Origin of the sequence: Pseudomonas sp. H26/SER47-MNA-CIBAN-0231 (genome assembly GCF_040310465.1) — a bacterium.
Taxonomy (GTDB): Bacteria; Pseudomonadota; Gammaproteobacteria; order Pseudomonadales; family Pseudomonadaceae; genus Aquipseudomonas; species Aquipseudomonas atacamensis.
This window is the reverse complement of sequence record NZ_JBEOPW010000009.1, coordinates 191103-208207: the sequence shown is the minus strand read 5'-3', so window position 1 is coordinate 208207 and position 17105 is coordinate 191103. Positions and strand designations below refer to the sequence as shown.

The window sequence follows — 17105 nt, the reverse complement described above, 5'->3', positions numbered from 1 at the left end:
TGCTCTATTGAAAAACCAGAGCGAATACTCACCCAAAGGCGTTTAGGGGCTAGGCATGAACCATAGAATCTCCCACATTGCGATTGTGATTATCCAATAGCCATCCGGAGAACCCCGGACGCTGAATGCAAAACACCCCTCGTTTCCCACCGCGCCCCGATCGCGGCGGAGACGAACCTCAAACAAATGATTCGAGGGGAAACACTCATGTTGCGTGCAGCACTCGCTGGGCTGGTCCTGGCTTCATTCACCTTGTCGGCCTCGGCCGAAACCATCCGCATCGCCATCGGCACCCAGGACACCACTATCAATTGCGCCGCCGGTGGCCTGTTGATCCGTCAACTCGGTCTGCTGGAAAAATACTTGCCCCACGATGGCGCCTACAAAGACGCGAAGTACGACGTGCAGTGGAAAAACTTCACCAGTGGCGCGCCGCTGACCAACGAGATGGTCGCCGGCAAACTCGATTTCGGTGCGATGGCCGATTTCCCCGGTGCATTCAACGGTGTGGCGTTCGAAACGGCGGGCAAGCACAGCCTGTTCATCAGCGTGCTGTCGGGCAGCATCAAGGGCAGCGGCAACGGCATCGTCGTGCCGAGCGCTTCGTCGGTGCAAAGCCTGAGCGAACTCAAGGGCAAGACCATTTCGGTGCCGTTCGCCTCGACGGCTCACGGCATGTTGCTGCGCGCCGTGGCAGAGCAGGGTTGGGACCCGCTCAAGGATGTCAACATCATCGCCCAGCCACCGGAAGTCGCCGGCTCGGCATTGCAGGCCGGCAAGATCGACGCCCACGCCGATTTTGTGCCTTTCGCCGAGCTGTTCCCGAGCCGTGGTTTCGCCCGCAAGATCTACGACGGCGCTCAGGCCAACGCACCGACTTTCCATGGCGCACTGGTGGATCAGGCCTACGCGAAAAAGTATCCGGAAATCGTCGTCGCCTATCTGCGTGCGAGCATCGAAGCCAACCAACTGCTCGCCGCCGAACCGGAGAAGTACAGCGAACTGATCGCCAAGGTCACCGGGGTCGATGCCGAGGTCAGCTACCTGTTCCATGGCCCGCTCGGCGTACAGACCCGTGACCTGAGCTGGAAGCCTGAATATCGCCAGGCCGTCGGTACCGCCATCGATACCCTGAAGCTGCTGAAGAAAGCCGATCGCGGGCTCGACCTGAACAGCTTCATCGACGACCAGTACATCCGCGCCGCCTTCAAGGCTGCGAACCTCGATTACACCGCGCAACTGGCCAACTACGCGCAGACGCCGGTGCCGGGTGTGGATGCGGCGACGGGCAAAGCCATCACCGACGTCAGCCATGTCGCGGAAATCTGGGTGCGCGGTGAGGAAAAAGTCCGCCGTTACGGCTCGGCTGAAGCGGCGTTCACTGCGTTGGCAGGGTTGAAGCAGGAGGGCAAGAACATTCGTGCGGTGTATGCGCAGGCCAGTGACAGTGGGATCAAGTTGCTCGCCGAACAAGCGTGGTTTGCCAGCGATGCCAAGGGTCGCCTCAGCGCATTTCTGCTCAAGGGCCAGGCCCAGCAATACGCTGCGGCGCAGGGTGGCAAGGTGTTCGACTTTAGCGATGCCACTGCGCAGGTTGTTGCTGCGCGCTGAAGATCAAAAGCCCCTCACCCTAACCCTCTCCCGGAGGGAGAGGGGACTGACCGAGTTGTTGTTGAGATACGCCGACGTGAAGTACCGAGTCGAACTCAGGTCTGCAAGCGCTGAAGATCAAAAGCCCCTCACCCTAACCCTCTCCCGAAGGGAGAGGGGACTGACCGAGTTGTTGGTGAGAGATACGCCGACGTGAAATATCGAGTCGAACTCAGGTCGTGAAAAGCACGCAAATCGGCTCCCTTTCCCCCTCGCCCCCCTGGGGGAGAGGGCTGGGGTGAGGGGGTAAATCTCAGCCATCACACAGAACCCGAACTGGAAACCGGACTATGAAAACACCGTTGCGCTGGACATCAAAAGCCGCCTCACTGCTGCTCTGCCTGCTCTTCTGGCAACTCGCCGCCAGCCATCACTGGAACCTCGGCCTGGTCACCTTTGCCAACGTGCCGACGCCACTGGCGGTGATCGAAGCCGCGCTGGGCCTGGGCGACTCGGGCAAACTCTGGCAGCACCTGAGCAGCAGCCTCGGCCGGGTCTTCGCCGGTTACGTGGCGGCGTTGATCCTCGGCATCGCCCTGGGCCTGGCCATCGGCCGGTCGAAATGGGCCGAAGACATTCTGCTGCCGCCACTGGAAGTCCTGCGCCCGATCCCCGCCGTGGCGTGGATTCCGCTGGCGATCCTGATGTTTCCATCCTCGGAATTGTCCATGGTCTTTATCACCTTCACCGGCGCGCTGTTCCCGATCCTGCTCAACACCGTGCACGGCGTCGAAGGCGTCGATCCACGCCTGATCGCCTCTGCAAAAAGCCTCGGAGCAGGGCGCCGGGCGATTCTGCTGGAAGTAATCCTCCCGGGCGCTGCGCCGAGCATCATCACTGGCCTTGCGATCGGCATGGGCACTTCATGGTTCTGCCTGGTGACGGCGGAAATGATCTCCGGGCAGTTCGGTATCGGTTACTACACCTGGGAGTCCTACACCATTCAGAACTACGCCGACATTGTCGTCGGCATGCTCCTGATCGGCGTGTTGGGCATGGGCAGCAGTTGGCTGATCAAACGCCTGGGCGGTTTGTTCACGCCTTGGCATCGACCGCGAGGCAAAGCCTGATGAGCGTCATGCAAACCCCGGAAGGGCGGATCGACATCCGTCAATTGTCCATCGTCCTCGGCCAGGGCCGCGAAGCCTTCGAAGCGGTGCAGGGCCTCGATTGCCAGATCGAATCCGGCCAGTTCGTGTGTATTCTCGGCCCCTCCGGTTGCGGCAAGTCGACCTTGCTCGGCGCCCTGGCCGGACACTTGAATGCCAGTACCGGCAGCTTGAAAGTCGACGGCAGCGCGGTGACCGGCCCGTCGCCGCAGCGCGGCATGGTGTTTCAGCACCACACGCTGTTCCCGTGGCGCACGGTGCGCGACAACGTCGCCTTCGGCCTGAAGATGCGCGGGGTCGGCAAGGCTGAGCGCCATCGCGCCGCTGACGACATTCTCAAACTGGTCGGCCTCGAAGGCTTTGCCGAGCGCTGGCCCGATCAGCTCTCCGGGGGCATGCAGCAACGGGTAGAAATCGCCCGGGTGCTGGTCAATCGCCCGCGACTGTTGCTGATGGACGAGCCGTTCGGCGCGCTGGATGCGCTGACCCGCTTGAACATGCAGGAACTGCTGCTGGACATCTGGACGCGCATCCGCACCACCGTGGTTTTCGTCACCCATGACATCGACGAGGCGCTGTTTCTAGCCGATCGCTTGCTGGTAATGAGCGCGCGACCGGGGCGAATCATCGAAGACTTGCGTCTGGACTTTCCACGCCCGCGTACCAGTGAACTGGTGACCAGCCCCGAGTTCGCTCGACTGAAACGCCATTGCCTCGACCTGCTGCGCCACGACAACGACCGATCGCTGCCGCGCCTCAATCCGCTCGGCCTGCCTCCTGAAAACCCTTTGCCGCGATTTGCCCTATGACCTCTATTTTTGCTGTGACCGACAACGAAGACATCCTCGCCCTGCAACCGCGCCTGACGGCTGAAGACGCTGGCGTGCGGCGCATTGCCCTGATTGATCTGGCCGATCTGGAGGAGCCGGATGGTTTGCTCTGGCTGGTTGATCGACTCCGGCAGGATCCCGCCGAGGACGTTCGCGCTGAAGCCGCACGATTGCTCGAAGCGTGGGAGGATGAAGCGGTCGTGCAAGCCTTGTGCGAAGCGCTGACGGATCCGGCGCCCGCCGTGCAATCGGTGGCGGCGCAAAGCCTGAGCCTGCTCAAGACTGCGGCGGCGGGGCGGATCATTCTGCCGTGGACCGCACATGCCGATGTCAGTGTGCGCATCGCCGCCTTTCGGGCGTTACGCGAATTGCGCTTCGCCGAGGCCGCGCCGGCTGCCGTCGCCGCGTTGGTGGACGCCGATGGCAATGTCCGTCGCGAAGCGGTCGGTGTGCTCGGCTGGCTCAAACAGCTCGACGCGCTGCCAGCCCTGGCGCGCCTGGCCAGCGACGACCCGGACACCGAAGTGCGCCGCGCCGCGACGGGTGCGCTCGGTCTGGCGAGCGACGCCGAAGTATTGCCAGCGTTGCGCCAGGCTTTGCGCGACCCTGCCTGGCAAGTGCGCGAAGAAGCTGCGACCACGCTGGGCAAGGTTGGCCACAGCGACGCCGGCCCGGCCTTGGTCGAAGCGCTGAGCGATGATTACTGGCAAGTGCGCCTGCGCGCCACTCGCAGCCTTGGCCGCTTGCGCTTCGCCCCGGCGCTGGACGCGCTAATCGACACCCTTGGCCACCGCATCAGCAATCTGCGCAAGGAAGCCGCGCTGGCCCTCGGTGAATTGAACGATCGCGGCGCCGTGGCCGCGTTGCAGGCAGCGCAGGACGACGGCGACCCGGAAGTGCGCAAAGCCGTGCGCATCGCGTTGAGTCAGTTGCAATGAACCCACTGTCGGTGGGCAACTCGCAGAGTGAGCGCACGTTACACCTGAGCTGGCCGGACGGGCGCGAATCGCTGCTCAAGCATGCCGATCTGCGCCGGCAATGCCCATGCTCGCAATGCCGCGCATTTCGCCTGCGCGGTGTCACGCCGCTGGTGGATGAGCGCGTGCGCCTGATCGAGGTCAATCCGCAGGGGTATGGCGTGCAACTGGTGTTCAGCGATGGCCATCAACGCGGGATTTACCCGTGGGAGTACCTGGCGCAACTGGATTCCTGACCTTATCCGATGATCGTTCCCACGCTCCGCGTGGGAATGCAGCCCGTGACGCTCCGCGTCACTGGACGCGGAGCGTCCCTTGAGGCATTCCCACGCAGAGCGTGGGAACGATCAGACAGATTGATCCGATTGCAGCTGCCTGCGTCGGCTTGCGCCGACTGGCGGTTCTTGTCAGGAAATTCCCACAGGAGTACAAATGTACTCCATGACGAACCTGACTCCCCGCCGTACCGCCATTCTGACCTTTATCCGCGATCGCATCGCCGAGCACGGTCAGCCCCCAAGCCTCGCTGAAATCAGCGAGGCTTTTGGTTTTGCCTCGCGCAGCGTGGCGCGCAAGCATGTGCTGGCGCTCACCGAAGCCGGTTTCATTGAGGTCAATCCGCATCAAGCCCGGGGCATTCGCCTGCTAGGTCAGCCACCGCGTCCGGAATTGCTGGAGATCCCCGTACTCGGTCGCGTGGCTGCCGGCGCACCGATTGGCGCCGATGTCGATATCCATAACCGTTTGCTGCTCGACCCGGCGCTGTTCTCCCGCACCCCGGATTACATGCTGCGGGTGCAGGGCGACTCGATGATCGAAGACGGCATTCTTGATGGCGATCTGGTCGGTGTGCGGCGCAATCCGGAGGCGCTGAACGGCCAGATCGTCGTTGCGCGTCTGGACGGTGAAGTCACCATCAAACGCTTCGAACGGGTCGGTGATGAAGTGCGCCTGTTGCCACGCAACCCGGCCTATCAGCCCATCGTTGTGCGTAACGATCAGGATCTGGCCATCGAAGGCGTGTTCTGTGGTCTGGTGAGGCAAGGCTGATGGGCGCCGTCGTTGCGTTGAATACGCTGTTCAATGGCGGCCAGGTCTGGCGCGGCAGGCCTGCGCCACCGGCGGCAAGTCCGCAGCCGACCGGGCATGCGGGACTGGACGCAGCTCTGCCCAGCGGCGGCTGGCCGGAAGCGGCGCTGAGCGAAATCCTTCTCGCCGGCCCCGGTGTCGGCGAGCTGCAACTGGTCTGGCCCACCCTGGCGCGATTGTCCGCGGCCGGTGAGCGCATCGTGCTGGTGGCGCCGCCGTTCGTGCCGTACCCGCAGGCTTGGGCCAATGCCGGAGTCGATCTGCGCCAGTTGTCGGTGATTCAGGCCAGCGAACGCGATGCCTTGTGGGCGGCGGAGCAATGCCTGCGCTCGGGCAGTTGCGGCGCCGTGCTGTGCTGGCCGAACAAGGCCGATGACCGAGCCTTGCGGCGTTTGCAGGTAGCGGCGGAAACCGGCCAGACCCTGGCCTTTGCCTGGCGCCCGTTGAGCGAAGCGGTCAACCCGTCACCGGCAGCGTTACGCATAGCCATCGATGCCAAACCGGCGCAGCTACGTGTGCTCAAGTGCCGTGGCGGGCTGGCGCGGGCGGCGCCGATTGCCTTTGCCGTGGGGCACTGATCGTCATGCGCTGGGTATGTATCCTGTTTCCGCAATTGGCCCTCGACGCTGTGCTGCGTCAGCGGCCCGACCCTGAAGAGCCGCTGGTCCTGCTCAGCGGCCCGGCCCAGCGGCGGGTGCTGCAAGCGGTTAATCCGTCGGCACGCAAACTCGGCCTGCGCCCCGGCATGTCGATGACCGCCGCGCAAGCCATGAGCAAAGGCTTTGCCACCGCCGATTACGAGGTGGCCGAGGTCGAGCACTGGCAGCAGTTTCTCGCCGCATGGGCCTACCGTTTCAGCGCGCAAGTCAGCGTGCATTACCCGCGTACCGTGGTGTTCGAGATCGAATCCAGCCTCGGCCTGTTCGGTACCTGGCCGCAATTTGAAGCTCGCCTGCGCCAGGAGTTGAAAGATCTGGGCTTTCGTCATCGCATAGTCGCCGCGCCGAATCCGGTGGCGGCGCGAGTGCTGGCCAATGCCTACGATGGCTTGGTGGTGCCGGACGGCGAGGCCTTGCAGCATCATCTCGGGCAATTGCCGGTCGACCGCGTCGGGCTGGAGCCGAATGTCGCCACGGCGTTGTCGCGCATGGGCCTGCGCAATCTCAGTCAGGTGCAAAGCCTGCCACGCCAGGCACTGGCCCGGCGTTTCGAAGCGCAGATGCTCAAGCACTTGGATACGCTGTTCGGCGCACGCCCTCTGGCGCTGGCGTTCTATCTGCCGCCCGACCGTTTCGATATCCGCATCGAACTGAATTTCGACGTGCAATCCCATCAAGCCTTGCTGTTCCCGTTACGGCGCTTGACCGGCGACCTGTCGGCGTTTCTCTGTGGGCGCGACAGCGGTGTGCAGCGCTTCGATTTGCTTCTGGAACACGCCGGGCTGCCGGACACAGTGATCAAGGTCGGCCTGCTCAGCGCCGAGCGTGACGCGGCGATGCTCTTCGAACTGGCCCGTGGCCGGCTGGAACAAGTCCAGGTCGAAGCACCGGTGCGTGGTTTTCGCTTGCGCGCCGAAGACCTGCCGAGTTTCGTTCCGCAGTATCAGGAGCTGTTCGACGACCGCCCGCAGCAGACCTTGCCCTGGGAGCAATTGCGCGAACGTCTGCGCGCACGGCTGGGTGATGACGCGGTGCAGGGGCTGCGCTTTCAGGCCGATCATCGCCCTGAGTGCGCGTGGCAGAGCGCCGTCGACAAGCAGCCTTGCACGGGGTTGCCCAGCGTGCAGCGTCCGGGCTGGCTGCTCAACGAACCGCAAAGCGTGCCGGAAGGTTCGGCGCGGATTCTCATGGGGCCGGAGCGCATCGAATCCGGTTGGTGGGACGGTGGCGACGTGCGGCGTGATTACTACCTGATCCAGAACCGCGCCGGTCAGCAGGGCTGGGCCTGGCGGGCGGTGGGTGAGGGCGGTCCGCTGTGGCTGCAAGGCTGGTTCGCATGAGTGCCGATTACGCCGAACTGCATTGCCTGTCGAACTTCAGTTTCCAGCGCGGAGCCTCGAGCGCGCTGGAACTGTTTCAGCGGGCGAAAAAGCACGGCTATCAGGCGCTGGCGATCACCGACGAATGTACCCTGGCCGGCATCGTTCGTGCGTGGCAAGCGGCGAAGTCCGTTGAGTTGCCGTTGATCATCGGCAGCGAGATACGCATCGACAACGGCCCGAAACTGGTGCTTCTGGTGGAAAACCTTGCCGGTTATCAGGCCTTGTGCGGCTTGATCACCCAGGCTCGGCGGCGTACGCAGAAAGGCCAGTATCAGGTGCTGCGCGAAGACTTCGCCGAAGCGCTGCCGGGTTTGCTGGTGTTGTGGGTGCCGGATTCAGTGGATGACCGGGAAGAAGGGCGCTGGCTGAAACAAACCTTCGGCGACCGCCTGTGGCTCACGGTGCAACTGCATCGCGGGCAGAACGATCAGCAGCGGCTTGCGGCATTGTTGGCTCTGGCGGCTGAGTTGCAGATTCCAGCCGTGGCCAGCGGCGATGTGCACATGCATGCCCGGGGGCGCCGTGCCTTGCAGGACACCATGACCGCGATCCGTCATCACATCCCCGTGGCCGAAGCGGGTTTGCGCCTGCATCCCAACGGCGAGCGGCATTTGCGTTGCCTCGATGAGCTGCGCGCCCTGTATCCGCCGGACTTGCTCGAAGCGTCGCTAAAACTGGCCAGACGCTGCACCTTCGATCTGAGCGAGCTGCGCTATCAGTACCCGAAAGAGCTGGTGCCCGAGGGCCACAGTGCCAGTTCCTGGTTGCGCCATCTGACCGAGGAGGGCATTGCCTGGCGCTGGCCGAAAGGGCCTCAGGCCAAGGTGCTCAAGCAGATCGATGACGAGCTGCAATTGATCGCCGAGCTCGGCTACGAAAGCTATTTCCTCACCGTGCACGACGTGGTGCGCTTTGCCCGCACACAGAAAATCCTCTGTCAGGGCCGTGGTTCGGCAGCCAACTCGGCGGTGTGTTATGCCTTGGGCATCACCGAAATCGACCCGGAGCGCACCACGCTATTGTTCGAACGCTTCATGTCCAAAGAGCGCAACGAGCCGCCGGATATCGATGTCGATTTCGAGCACGAGCGCCGCGAAGAAGTCCTGCAATACGTGTTCAACCGTTACGGCCGGCGACGTGCGGCGCTGACGGCGGTGGTCAGCACCTATCACGCCACCGGTGCCGTGCGCGATGTGGCCAAGGCCCTCGGCCTGCCGCCGGATCAGATCAACGCGCTGGCCGACTGCTGCGGGCGCTGGAGCGATGAGACGCCGCCGCTGGAACGTTTGCGTGAAGGCGGCTTCGACCCGGATAGTCCGGTGCTGCGTCGGGTACTGAGCCTGACCGGGCAACTGATCGGCTTCCCCCGGCATCTGTCGCAGCATCCCGGCGGTTTTGTGATCTCCGAGCAGCCGCTGGACACCTTGGTGCCGGTCGAAAACGCGGCAATGGCCGACCGCACCATCATTCAGTGGGACAAGGACGACCTCGATGCGGTCGGCCTGCTCAAGGTGGATATCCTCGCCTTGGGCATGCTCAGTGCGATTCGCCGCTGCTTCGATCTGCTGCGCCGGCATCGTGATCTGAACCTGACGCTCGCGACGATCCCCGCCGAAGACAAACCGACCTACGAAATGATCAGCCGCGCCGATACCGTCGGCGTGTTCCAGATCGAGTCGCGGGCGCAGATGTCGATGCTGCCGCGCCTGAAGCCAAAGACCTTCTACGATCTGGTGATTGAAGTGGCGATTGTCCGTCCCGGGCCGATTCAGGGCGGCATGGTTCATCCGTATCTGCGCCGACGTAATAACGAAGAGGCGGAAACCTATCCGTCGCCGGCGCTCGAAGTCGTACTCAAAAGAACCCTGGGCGTGCCGTTGTTCCAGGAACAGGTCATGCAGATCGCCATCGTCGCTGCCGACTATAGCCCCGGCGAGGCCGATCAGTTGCGCCGCTCGATGGCGGCGTGGAAGCGCCATGGCGGACTGGAGCCGCACAAGGAACGCCTCGCCGCCGGCATGAAAAAGAACGGCTACACACCGGAATTCGCTGCGCAGATCTTCGAGCAGATCAAAGGCTTCGGCAGTTACGGCTTCCCCGAATCCCACGCCGCCAGTTTCGCCTTGCTGACCTACGCCAGTTGCTGGCTCAAGTGTCACGAGCCAGCGGCGTTCGCCTGTGCACTGATCAACAGTTGGCCGATGGGCTTTTACAGCCCGGACCAGATTCTGCAGGACGCGCGGCGGCACCAATTGCAGATCCGTCCGGTGGACGTGCGCGCCAGCGATTGGGATTGCAGCCTCGAACCGCTGAGTACCGGGCAACCGGCGATTCGCATGGGCCTGCGCATGATCAAGGGGTTTCGCGAAGAAGATGCCCGGCGCATCGAAGCCGCGCGCCGCCATGGGGCGTTTGCCGATGTCGCTGACCTGGGTGAGCGCGCCGCCCTCGACAGTCGAGCGCAGGCCTTGCTGGCAGACTCCGGCGCTTTGCGTGGCTTGGCCGGGCATCGCCATCGTGCGCGTTGGGAAGTGGCCGGGGTGCAGAAACAACTCGGCCTGTTCGCCGGCCTGCCCAACGAGGAAGAAGTCAAAATCGTCTTGCCCAAACCCAGCGTTGGCGAAGACCTGCATGCTGATTACGCCACGGTGGGGACAACGCTGGGGCCGCACCCGTTGGCATTGTTGCGTGGCGAGTTGCAGGCCCGGCGTTGCCGCAGTTCGCGCGAGTTGATGGATATCGAACATGGCCGGCCGGTCAGCGTGGCCGGTCTGGTCACCGGCCGACAGCGCCCCGGTACGGCCAGCGGGGTGACGTTCGTGACCCTGGAAGACGAGTTCGGCAACGTCAATGTGGTGGTCTGGCGTGACCTGGCCGAGCGTCAGCGCCAAGTGCTGGTGGGGTCGCAATTGCTCAAGGTCGACGGCCGCTGGGAACGCGAAGGCGATGTGCGCCACCTGATCGCCGGGCGCATGAGCGACCTGAGCCCGCTGCTCAATGGCATTCATGTGCAGAGCCGCGATTTCCACTGACCCGTGTGGGAGCGAGCCTGCTCGCGAAAGCGCAGTGTCAGGCGATGACGATGTTGACTGTGCCGCCGCCTTCGCGAGCAAGCTCGCTCCCACAGGGACTTTGGTTGCTCTGGAGATGGTCGATCTGCCCCGTATCAGTGTGGGAGCGAGCCTGCTCGCGAAAGCGCAGTGTCAGGCAATGACGATGTTGACTGTGCCGCCGCCTTCGCGAGCAACTCGCTCCCACAGGGATTTTGGTTGCGATGAAGATGGTCGATCTGCCCCGGATCAGTGTGGGAGCGAGCTTGCTCGCGAAAGCGGACTGTCAGGCGATGACGATGTTGACTGTGCCGCCGCCTTCGCGAGCAAGCTCGCTCCCACAGGGATTTTGGTTGCGATGAAGATGGTCGATCTGCCCCGTATCAGTGTGGAAGCGAGCCTGCTCGCGAAAGCGGACTGTCAGGCGATGACGATGTTGACTGTGCCGCCGCCTTCGCGAGCAGGCCCGCTCCCACAGGTTTTGGCTGTTTATTCAAAATCGAGATAAATCAAAAGGCTGCACCTTTGGGCCGAAGGCAGATATTCTGCGCTTCACACTGGTACGGGAACCCGATCAACTCCATGGCGAGCCACTGCCAGGATGAATTGCCCGACGCCAAAGGAGTGTTCGAATGAGCGAAAAAAAGCTGGAAACCACGGTCGACCGCGTCTACCAAGGGGTTTACGCGGCGATCAGCAAGCGTTCGTTGCGCCCGGGCATGAAGCTGGGCGAGGCCTCGCTGGCCGAGCTGTTCAATGTCAGTCGCACCTCGGTGCGTGCTGCGCTCAAGCAGTTGGAAGCCGATGGTCTGGTCACCACCGAGCCCAACAAAGGCGCTTCGGTGTCGCTGCCCAGTGACGCAGAGCTGCGTTCGTTGTTCGAAACCCGGCGGCTGATCGAGATCGGCATCGTCACCGAACTGTGCCGGCGTAAAGACAGCGTTGCCATGCAGGACCTGCGCGAGCACTTGTTACTGGAAGATGCCGCGCATGCTGCCGGCGACCATGAACGACTGATCCATCTGCTCGGCGAGTTCCACCTCAAACTGGCGCGCAGCCTGAACAATCCGGTACTGCTCGACTGGTTCCAGAAGCTGATCTCGCGGGCCTCGCTATATGCCGCCGCGCTCGATGATGACAGTCATCAAGCCTGCCGCGACGATGAACACCTGCGTTTGCTCGAGTACATCGAAGCCGGCGATCAGAGCGCCGCGATCGAACTGACCTGCACGCACCTCAACGGAATCGAGAAGGCGATCCTCGACGTCGCGGCGAAAATGAAAACCGGCTATCACCCACTCAAGCACTTGATTGGCGTTTGAATGGCTCTGCGTCGCAAATCGGCTATACCTGCGATGAAACCAATGCGTTTTCACAGCCTCGAAACACACGGGCGTCGCGTCGTTGTAGCGTTGCGATAGATCGGAAAACCGCAAAAAAGGACACTGAGTCAGGCGATGCAGTTTTTATCCGAAAGCCACGGCTGTGAAGGCTGGAAAGGCGAAATGGCCGAACGCATCCGTGCGTTCGACTGGAGCCACACCGAACTGGGCGCGCTCGCCGAATGGCCGGCCAGCCTGTGCAACACCGTGCAACTGATGCTGGCTTCGCCGTTGCCCATGGTGATGCTGTGGGGCCACGCCGGCTACATGATCTACAACGACGCTTATTCCGAATTCGCCGGCGGCCGCCACCCCTATCTGCTTGGCGTCCCGGTTGAGCTGGGCTGGCCGGAAGTCGCCGAGTTCAACCGCCACGTCGTTGACACCTGCCTGGCCGGTGGCACCTTGTCCTATCGCAACAAAGAGTTGGTACTGCTGCGCGACGGCGTGCCCGAAGACGTCTGGATGGACTTGTATTACAGCCCGGTGGCCAACGACGAAGGCGTGCCCGGCGGCGTCATGGCGATGGTGGTCGAAACCACCGAACTGGTGCATTCCGAGCGCCTGCGTCAGGCGGCCGAAGATGCCTATCGCGCCGACAACGAGCGCGTGCGTCTGGCGCTGAATGCCGGCGCACTGCTTGGCTCGTTTGTCTGGGACATCAAGAACAATCGCTTCTCCGCTGACGAACGTTTCGCCCGCACCTTTTCCTATCCGCCGGATCAGGACCTGAGCGATCTGCAACAAGAGATCGCCGAATCGCGCATTCATCCCGACGACCACCAATGGGTCCAGGAGCGGGTCGCCCATTGTGTGCGCACTGGCGAGCCCTACAACGCCGAGTACCGTGTACAGCGCGGCGATGGCCAATATCTGTGGGTGCTGGCCAGTGGTGCCTGCGAGTTCGATGAAGACGGAAGGCCGTTTCGCTTCCCCGGCGTGCTGATCGATATTCATGAGCGCAAGAATGCTGAAGAGTCGCTGCTCAAATTCACCCGTAACCTCGAACAGCGCGTGGCCGCTGAGGTGAATGCGCGGCTGGCGGCTGAAGAACAACTTCGCCAGTCGCAGAAACTCGAAGCCATCGGCGGCCTGACCGGTGGCGTTGCCCATGACTTCAACAATCTGCTGCAAGTGATCGCCGGCAACCTGCATCTGCTCGCTCGGCACGAGCCCAACAATGCCAACGTGCAGCGCCGGGTCGGGGCTTCGCTGGCGGCGGTCGAGCGCGGGGCCAAACTGTCTTCACAATTGCTCGCGTTTGCCCGCCGGCAACCGCTTTCACCCGCCGTGTGCAACCCCGAACAGATTTTCGAAGGCGTTGGCGAGTTGCTGCAACGCGCCTTGGGCGAAACCATTCAGATCGACGTGCAGTTGCCGCCGCAGCCGTGGCATATCAATGTCGACCGCAACCAACTGGAAAACGCGATTCTCAATCTGGCCATCAACGCCCGCGACGCGATGAAAGGCGAGGGCGTCATCGGCCTCAGTGCCGCCAATGTCAGCCTGGACAGCGAATACTGCGCCGGCAAGGGCATAGCGGCCGGTGAGTATGTTCGCGTGGCGGTCACCGACACCGGCGTGGGTATTGCCCCACAAATGCTGGAACAGGTCTTCGAACCGTTCTTCACCACCAAGGCCGACGGCCAGGGCACCGGGCTCGGTCTGAGCATGGTTTTCGGCTTCGTCAAACAGAGTGGCGGCCACGTCGAGATCGACAGCAAGCTCGGCGAAGGCACGCGGGTGCAGTTGTATTTCCCGCGCAGTCTGCGTCCGGTTCGCGAAGAGACCGCCAGTGTCGGCGAACGCAAGAGCGGCGGCCACGAAACCATTCTGGTGGTGGAAGACAATGACGCGGTGCGCGCTTCGGCGGTGGAGTTGCTGCGCGAAGAAGGCTATCGGGTGATGACCGCGTGCAATGGCGACGTGGCCATGCAGATGTTGCTGGAAGGCATCGAGATCGATCTGATCTTCACCGACGTGGTCATGCCCGGCCTGATCAAGAGTTCGGATCTGGCCGCGTGGGCCAAGGTGCAGACGCCGCCGGTGCCGGTGCTGTTCACTTCCGGGCATACCCGCGACATCATTTCCCGCGACCACCAGCTCAGCCCCGATACGCATCTGCTCGGCAAACCCTACAGCCCGCAAGCGTTACTGCAGATGATTTGCGAGGTGCTCGGCACCTGAAGCCGAGCGCTGCCCAGTTTTTCAATCAAGGCAGGCCGATGATTTCCAAGCGCAATTCCAAAGCACCCGCCGGCATGGTTCGTGTGCGCGGCGCCCGCGAACATAACCTGAAGAACGTTGATGTCGATATTCCGCGCGATGCGCTGGTGGTGTTCACCGGTGTCTCCGGTTCGGGCAAGTCGTCGCTGGCGTTCTCCACGCTGTACGCCGAGGCCCAGCGGCGTTATTTCGAATCGGTGGCGCCGTACGCGCGGCGGCTGATCGATCAGGTCGGCGTGCCGGATGTCGATTCCATCGAAGGACTGCCGCCCGCCGTCGCTCTGCAACAACAGCGCGGCACGCCAAGCGCGCGTTCGTCGGTGGGCAGCGTGACGACGTTATCGAGCCTGATCCGCATGCTCTATTCCCGCGCTGGCAGTTACCCGCCGGGGCAGCCAATGTTGTATGCCGAGGACTTTTCACCGAACACACCCCAGGGCGCCTGCCCGGAGTGTCACGGACTTGGCCGCGTCTATGAAGTGACCGAAGCGCTGATGGTGCCGGACCCGAACCTGACCATCCGCCAGCGCGCCGTGGCGTCGTGGCCCTTGGCGTGGCAGGGGCAGAACCTGCGCGATATCCTGGTGACCATGGGCATTGATGTCGATATTCCCTGGAAGAAACTGCCGAAAAAGCAGCGCGACTGGATTCTTTTCACTGAAGAAACGCCGACGGTGCCGGTGTACGCCGGGCTGACCCCGGAAGAAACCCGCGTGGCCCTCAAACGCAAGATGGAACCGAGTTATCAGGGCACCTTCACCGGCGCCCGGCGCTACATCCTGCACACCTTCACTCACTCGCAAAGTGCGCTGATGAAGAAGCGTGTTTCACAGTTCATGCGCGGCAGCCCTTGCCCATTGTGCGAGGGCAAGCGGCTCAAGCGCGAGGCGTTGTCGGTGACCTTCGCCGGTTACGACATCGGTGAGTTTTCGCAGATGCCGTTGCTGCAAGTGGCCGAAGTGCTGCGGCCTGTAGCAGCGGCAAATTATCTGGAACAGGTCGAGGAGAGCGGCGATACCCTCAGCCATGCGCAAACCCGCGAGGCGCGTCAGCAGCGGGTCGCCCATGGCGCCAGCGGGCATGCCAGCGCACCGGACGTGCGCCACACGCCGAACCTGTCGCTGGAAAAACGCTTGGCGGCGCAACGCATTGCTGAGGATTTGCTGGAGCGGGTCAGCACCCTGACCGATCTCGGCCTGGGGTATCTGGCGCTGGAACGCAGTACACCGACGCTGTCGTCGGGCGAGTTGCAGCGTTTGCGCCTGGCCACGCAATTGGGTTCGCAGTTGTTCGGGGTGATTTATGTGCTGGACGAACCGTCTGCCGGTCTGCATCCGGCGGATGGCGAGGCGCTGTTCGAGGCGTTGCAGCGCTTGAAGGCTGACGGCAATACGCTGTTTGTGGTCGAGCACGATGTTGAAACCATGCGCCGTGCCGACTGGCTGATTGACGTCGGCCCGGCGGCGGGCGAAAAGGGCGGCCGCGTGTTGTACAGCGGTCCGCCTGCGGGACTTGCTGATATTGCAGATTCGCAGACCCGCGCCTATCTGTTCGCGGCAAACCAGCGCTCTGAGCGCGCCGCACGCAAGCCGAGCGGGTGGCTGAAGCTCGACGGCGTGACGCGCAACAACCTGAATAATCTCAGCGCCGAATTCCCCTTGGGCTGTTTCACCTCGGTGACCGGCGTATCGGGTTCTGGCAAATCGAGTCTGGTCAGTCAGGCCTTGCTGGAACTGGTCGGCGCGCAGTTGGGCCGTCCGGTGGCCGAGGCCGAGTCGGAAGAACCGAGCCTGGAAGATGACACGCCGTCGCCCAGCACCGGGCAGATCAGCGCCGGCCTGGAGTCGATCAAACGCCTGGTGCAGGTTGATCAGAAACCCATTGGACGCACGCCGCGCTCCAATCTGGCGACCTACACCGGGCTGTTCGACAACGTGCGCAAGCTGTTCGCCGCGACTCCCGAGGCACAAGCGGCGGGCTATGACGCCGGGCAGTTTTCCTTCAACGTCGCCAAGGGCCGTTGCGCCACTTGCGAGGGTGAGGGGTTCGTCAGTGTGGAATTGCTGTTCATGCCCAGCGTGTATGCGCCGTGCCCGACCTGTCATGGCGCGCGGTATAACCCGCAGACGCTGGCGATTCTCTGGCAGGGCTTGAGCATCGCTCAGGTGCTGCAACTGACTGTCGATGAGGCGGTGTCGGTGTTTGCCGAGCAGGCAGGAATTCGTCGTTCGCTGGAAGTGCTACGCGATATCGGCCTGGGTTACTTGCGCTTGGGGCAACCGGCCACGGAACTGTCCGGTGGTGAGGCGCAGCGGATCAAACTGGCAACCGAATTGCAGCGCAACCAGCGTGGCGCGACCTTGTATGTGCTGGATGAGCCGACCACGGGATTGCACCCGAGGGATGTCGATCGCTTGCTGGAACAGCTCGATACGCTGGTGACGGCGGGGCACACGGTGATTGTGGTCGAACACGAAATGCGTGTCGTCGCGCAGAGCGACTGGGTGATCGACATCGGCCCTGGAGCGGGCGATCAGGGCGGCAGGATCGTCGCCGCCGGCACACCACAGAAAGTCGCGGCGAGCAAGAAGAGCAAGACTGCGCCGTTTCTGGCTCGGGCTTTGAGCCGATAACTGCAGCGCCTTGCTGGCCGCCATCGCTGGCAAGCCCGCTCCCACAGGAATTCAAGTTGTTGCCGAAAATCTGCGCACACTGATGCCCCCTGTGGGAGCTGGCTTGCCAGCGATGGCG

13 protein-coding genes are annotated in these 17105 nt (G+C 62.9%); all 13 read left to right on the top strand.

Annotated features, from left to right (window positions below):
• Window positions 1–207: 207 nt before the first annotated feature.
• Entirely contained in the window at window positions 208–1611 is a 1404-nt protein-coding gene (locus AAEZ10_RS16260; RefSeq protein WP_350570064.1) for an ABC transporter substrate-binding protein, read from the top strand.
• Window positions 1612–1940: 329 nt separating this feature from the next.
• On the top strand, window positions 1941–2720 hold the full coding sequence (locus AAEZ10_RS16255) for an ABC transporter permease (protein WP_073474840.1): 780 nt from the start codon (window positions 1941–1943) through the stop codon (window positions 2718–2720).
• Window positions 2720–3568 carry an ABC transporter ATP-binding protein gene (locus AAEZ10_RS16250; protein ID WP_350570062.1) on the top strand — a complete coding sequence of 283 codons (849 nt, stop codon included), beginning with the start codon at window positions 2720–2722 and terminating at the stop codon, window positions 3566–3568. Before AAEZ10_RS16255 ends, AAEZ10_RS16250 begins: the two co-directional genes overlap by 1 nt.
• Window positions 3565–4527: a HEAT repeat domain-containing protein gene (locus AAEZ10_RS16245; protein ID WP_350570060.1), complete on the top strand. Its 963-nt coding sequence runs from the start codon at window positions 3565–3567 to the stop codon at window positions 4525–4527. The genes AAEZ10_RS16250 and AAEZ10_RS16245 overlap by 4 nt, the downstream gene beginning before the upstream one ends.
• The gene (locus AAEZ10_RS16240) at window positions 4524–4802 is read left to right on the top strand and encodes a DUF971 domain-containing protein (RefSeq protein ID WP_350570058.1); all 279 of its coding nucleotides are present in this window, start codon (window positions 4524–4526) and stop codon (window positions 4800–4802) included. Before AAEZ10_RS16245 ends, AAEZ10_RS16240 begins: the two co-directional genes overlap by 4 nt.
• 196 nt (window positions 4803–4998) lie before the next feature.
• A complete protein-coding gene (gene lexA, locus AAEZ10_RS16235) occupies window positions 4999–5616 on the top strand; it encodes a transcriptional repressor LexA (RefSeq protein WP_073474832.1) in 618 nt (205 codons plus the stop codon).
• On the top strand, window positions 5616–6233 hold the full coding sequence (gene imuA, locus AAEZ10_RS16230; RefSeq protein ID WP_350570056.1) for a translesion DNA synthesis-associated protein ImuA: 618 nt from the start codon (window positions 5616–5618) through the stop codon (window positions 6231–6233). Before lexA ends, imuA begins: the two co-directional genes overlap by 1 nt.
• Before the next feature lie 5 nt (window positions 6234–6238).
• Window positions 6239–7654, top strand: a complete 1416-nt coding sequence (locus AAEZ10_RS16225; protein ID WP_350570054.1) for a Y-family DNA polymerase — start codon at window positions 6239–6241, stop codon at window positions 7652–7654.
• A complete protein-coding gene (locus tag AAEZ10_RS16220) occupies window positions 7651–10728 on the top strand; it encodes an error-prone DNA polymerase (RefSeq protein ID WP_350570052.1) in 3078 nt (1025 codons plus the stop codon). Before AAEZ10_RS16225 ends, AAEZ10_RS16220 begins: the two co-directional genes overlap by 4 nt.
• Window positions 10729–10762: 34 nt before the next feature.
• Complete coding sequence (locus tag AAEZ10_RS27990; RefSeq protein WP_502947697.1) at window positions 10763–11254, top strand: hypothetical protein; 492 nt, start codon at window positions 10763–10765, stop codon at window positions 11252–11254.
• Window positions 11255–11378: 124 nt separating this feature from the next.
• Window positions 11379–12068 (top strand): GntR family transcriptional regulator, encoded by a 690-nt coding sequence (locus tag AAEZ10_RS16205; protein ID WP_024012714.1) that lies wholly within the window; start codon window positions 11379–11381, stop codon window positions 12066–12068.
• 135 nt (window positions 12069–12203) lie between these two features.
• Window positions 12204–14315 (top strand): ATP-binding protein, encoded by a 2112-nt coding sequence (locus AAEZ10_RS16200; RefSeq protein WP_122707995.1) that lies wholly within the window; start codon window positions 12204–12206, stop codon window positions 14313–14315.
• A gap of 38 nt (window positions 14316–14353) precedes the next feature.
• Complete coding sequence (locus AAEZ10_RS16195) at window positions 14354–16987, top strand: excinuclease ABC subunit UvrA (protein ID WP_282387308.1); 2634 nt, start codon at window positions 14354–14356, stop codon at window positions 16985–16987.
• Window positions 16988–17105 lie beyond the last annotated feature (118 nt).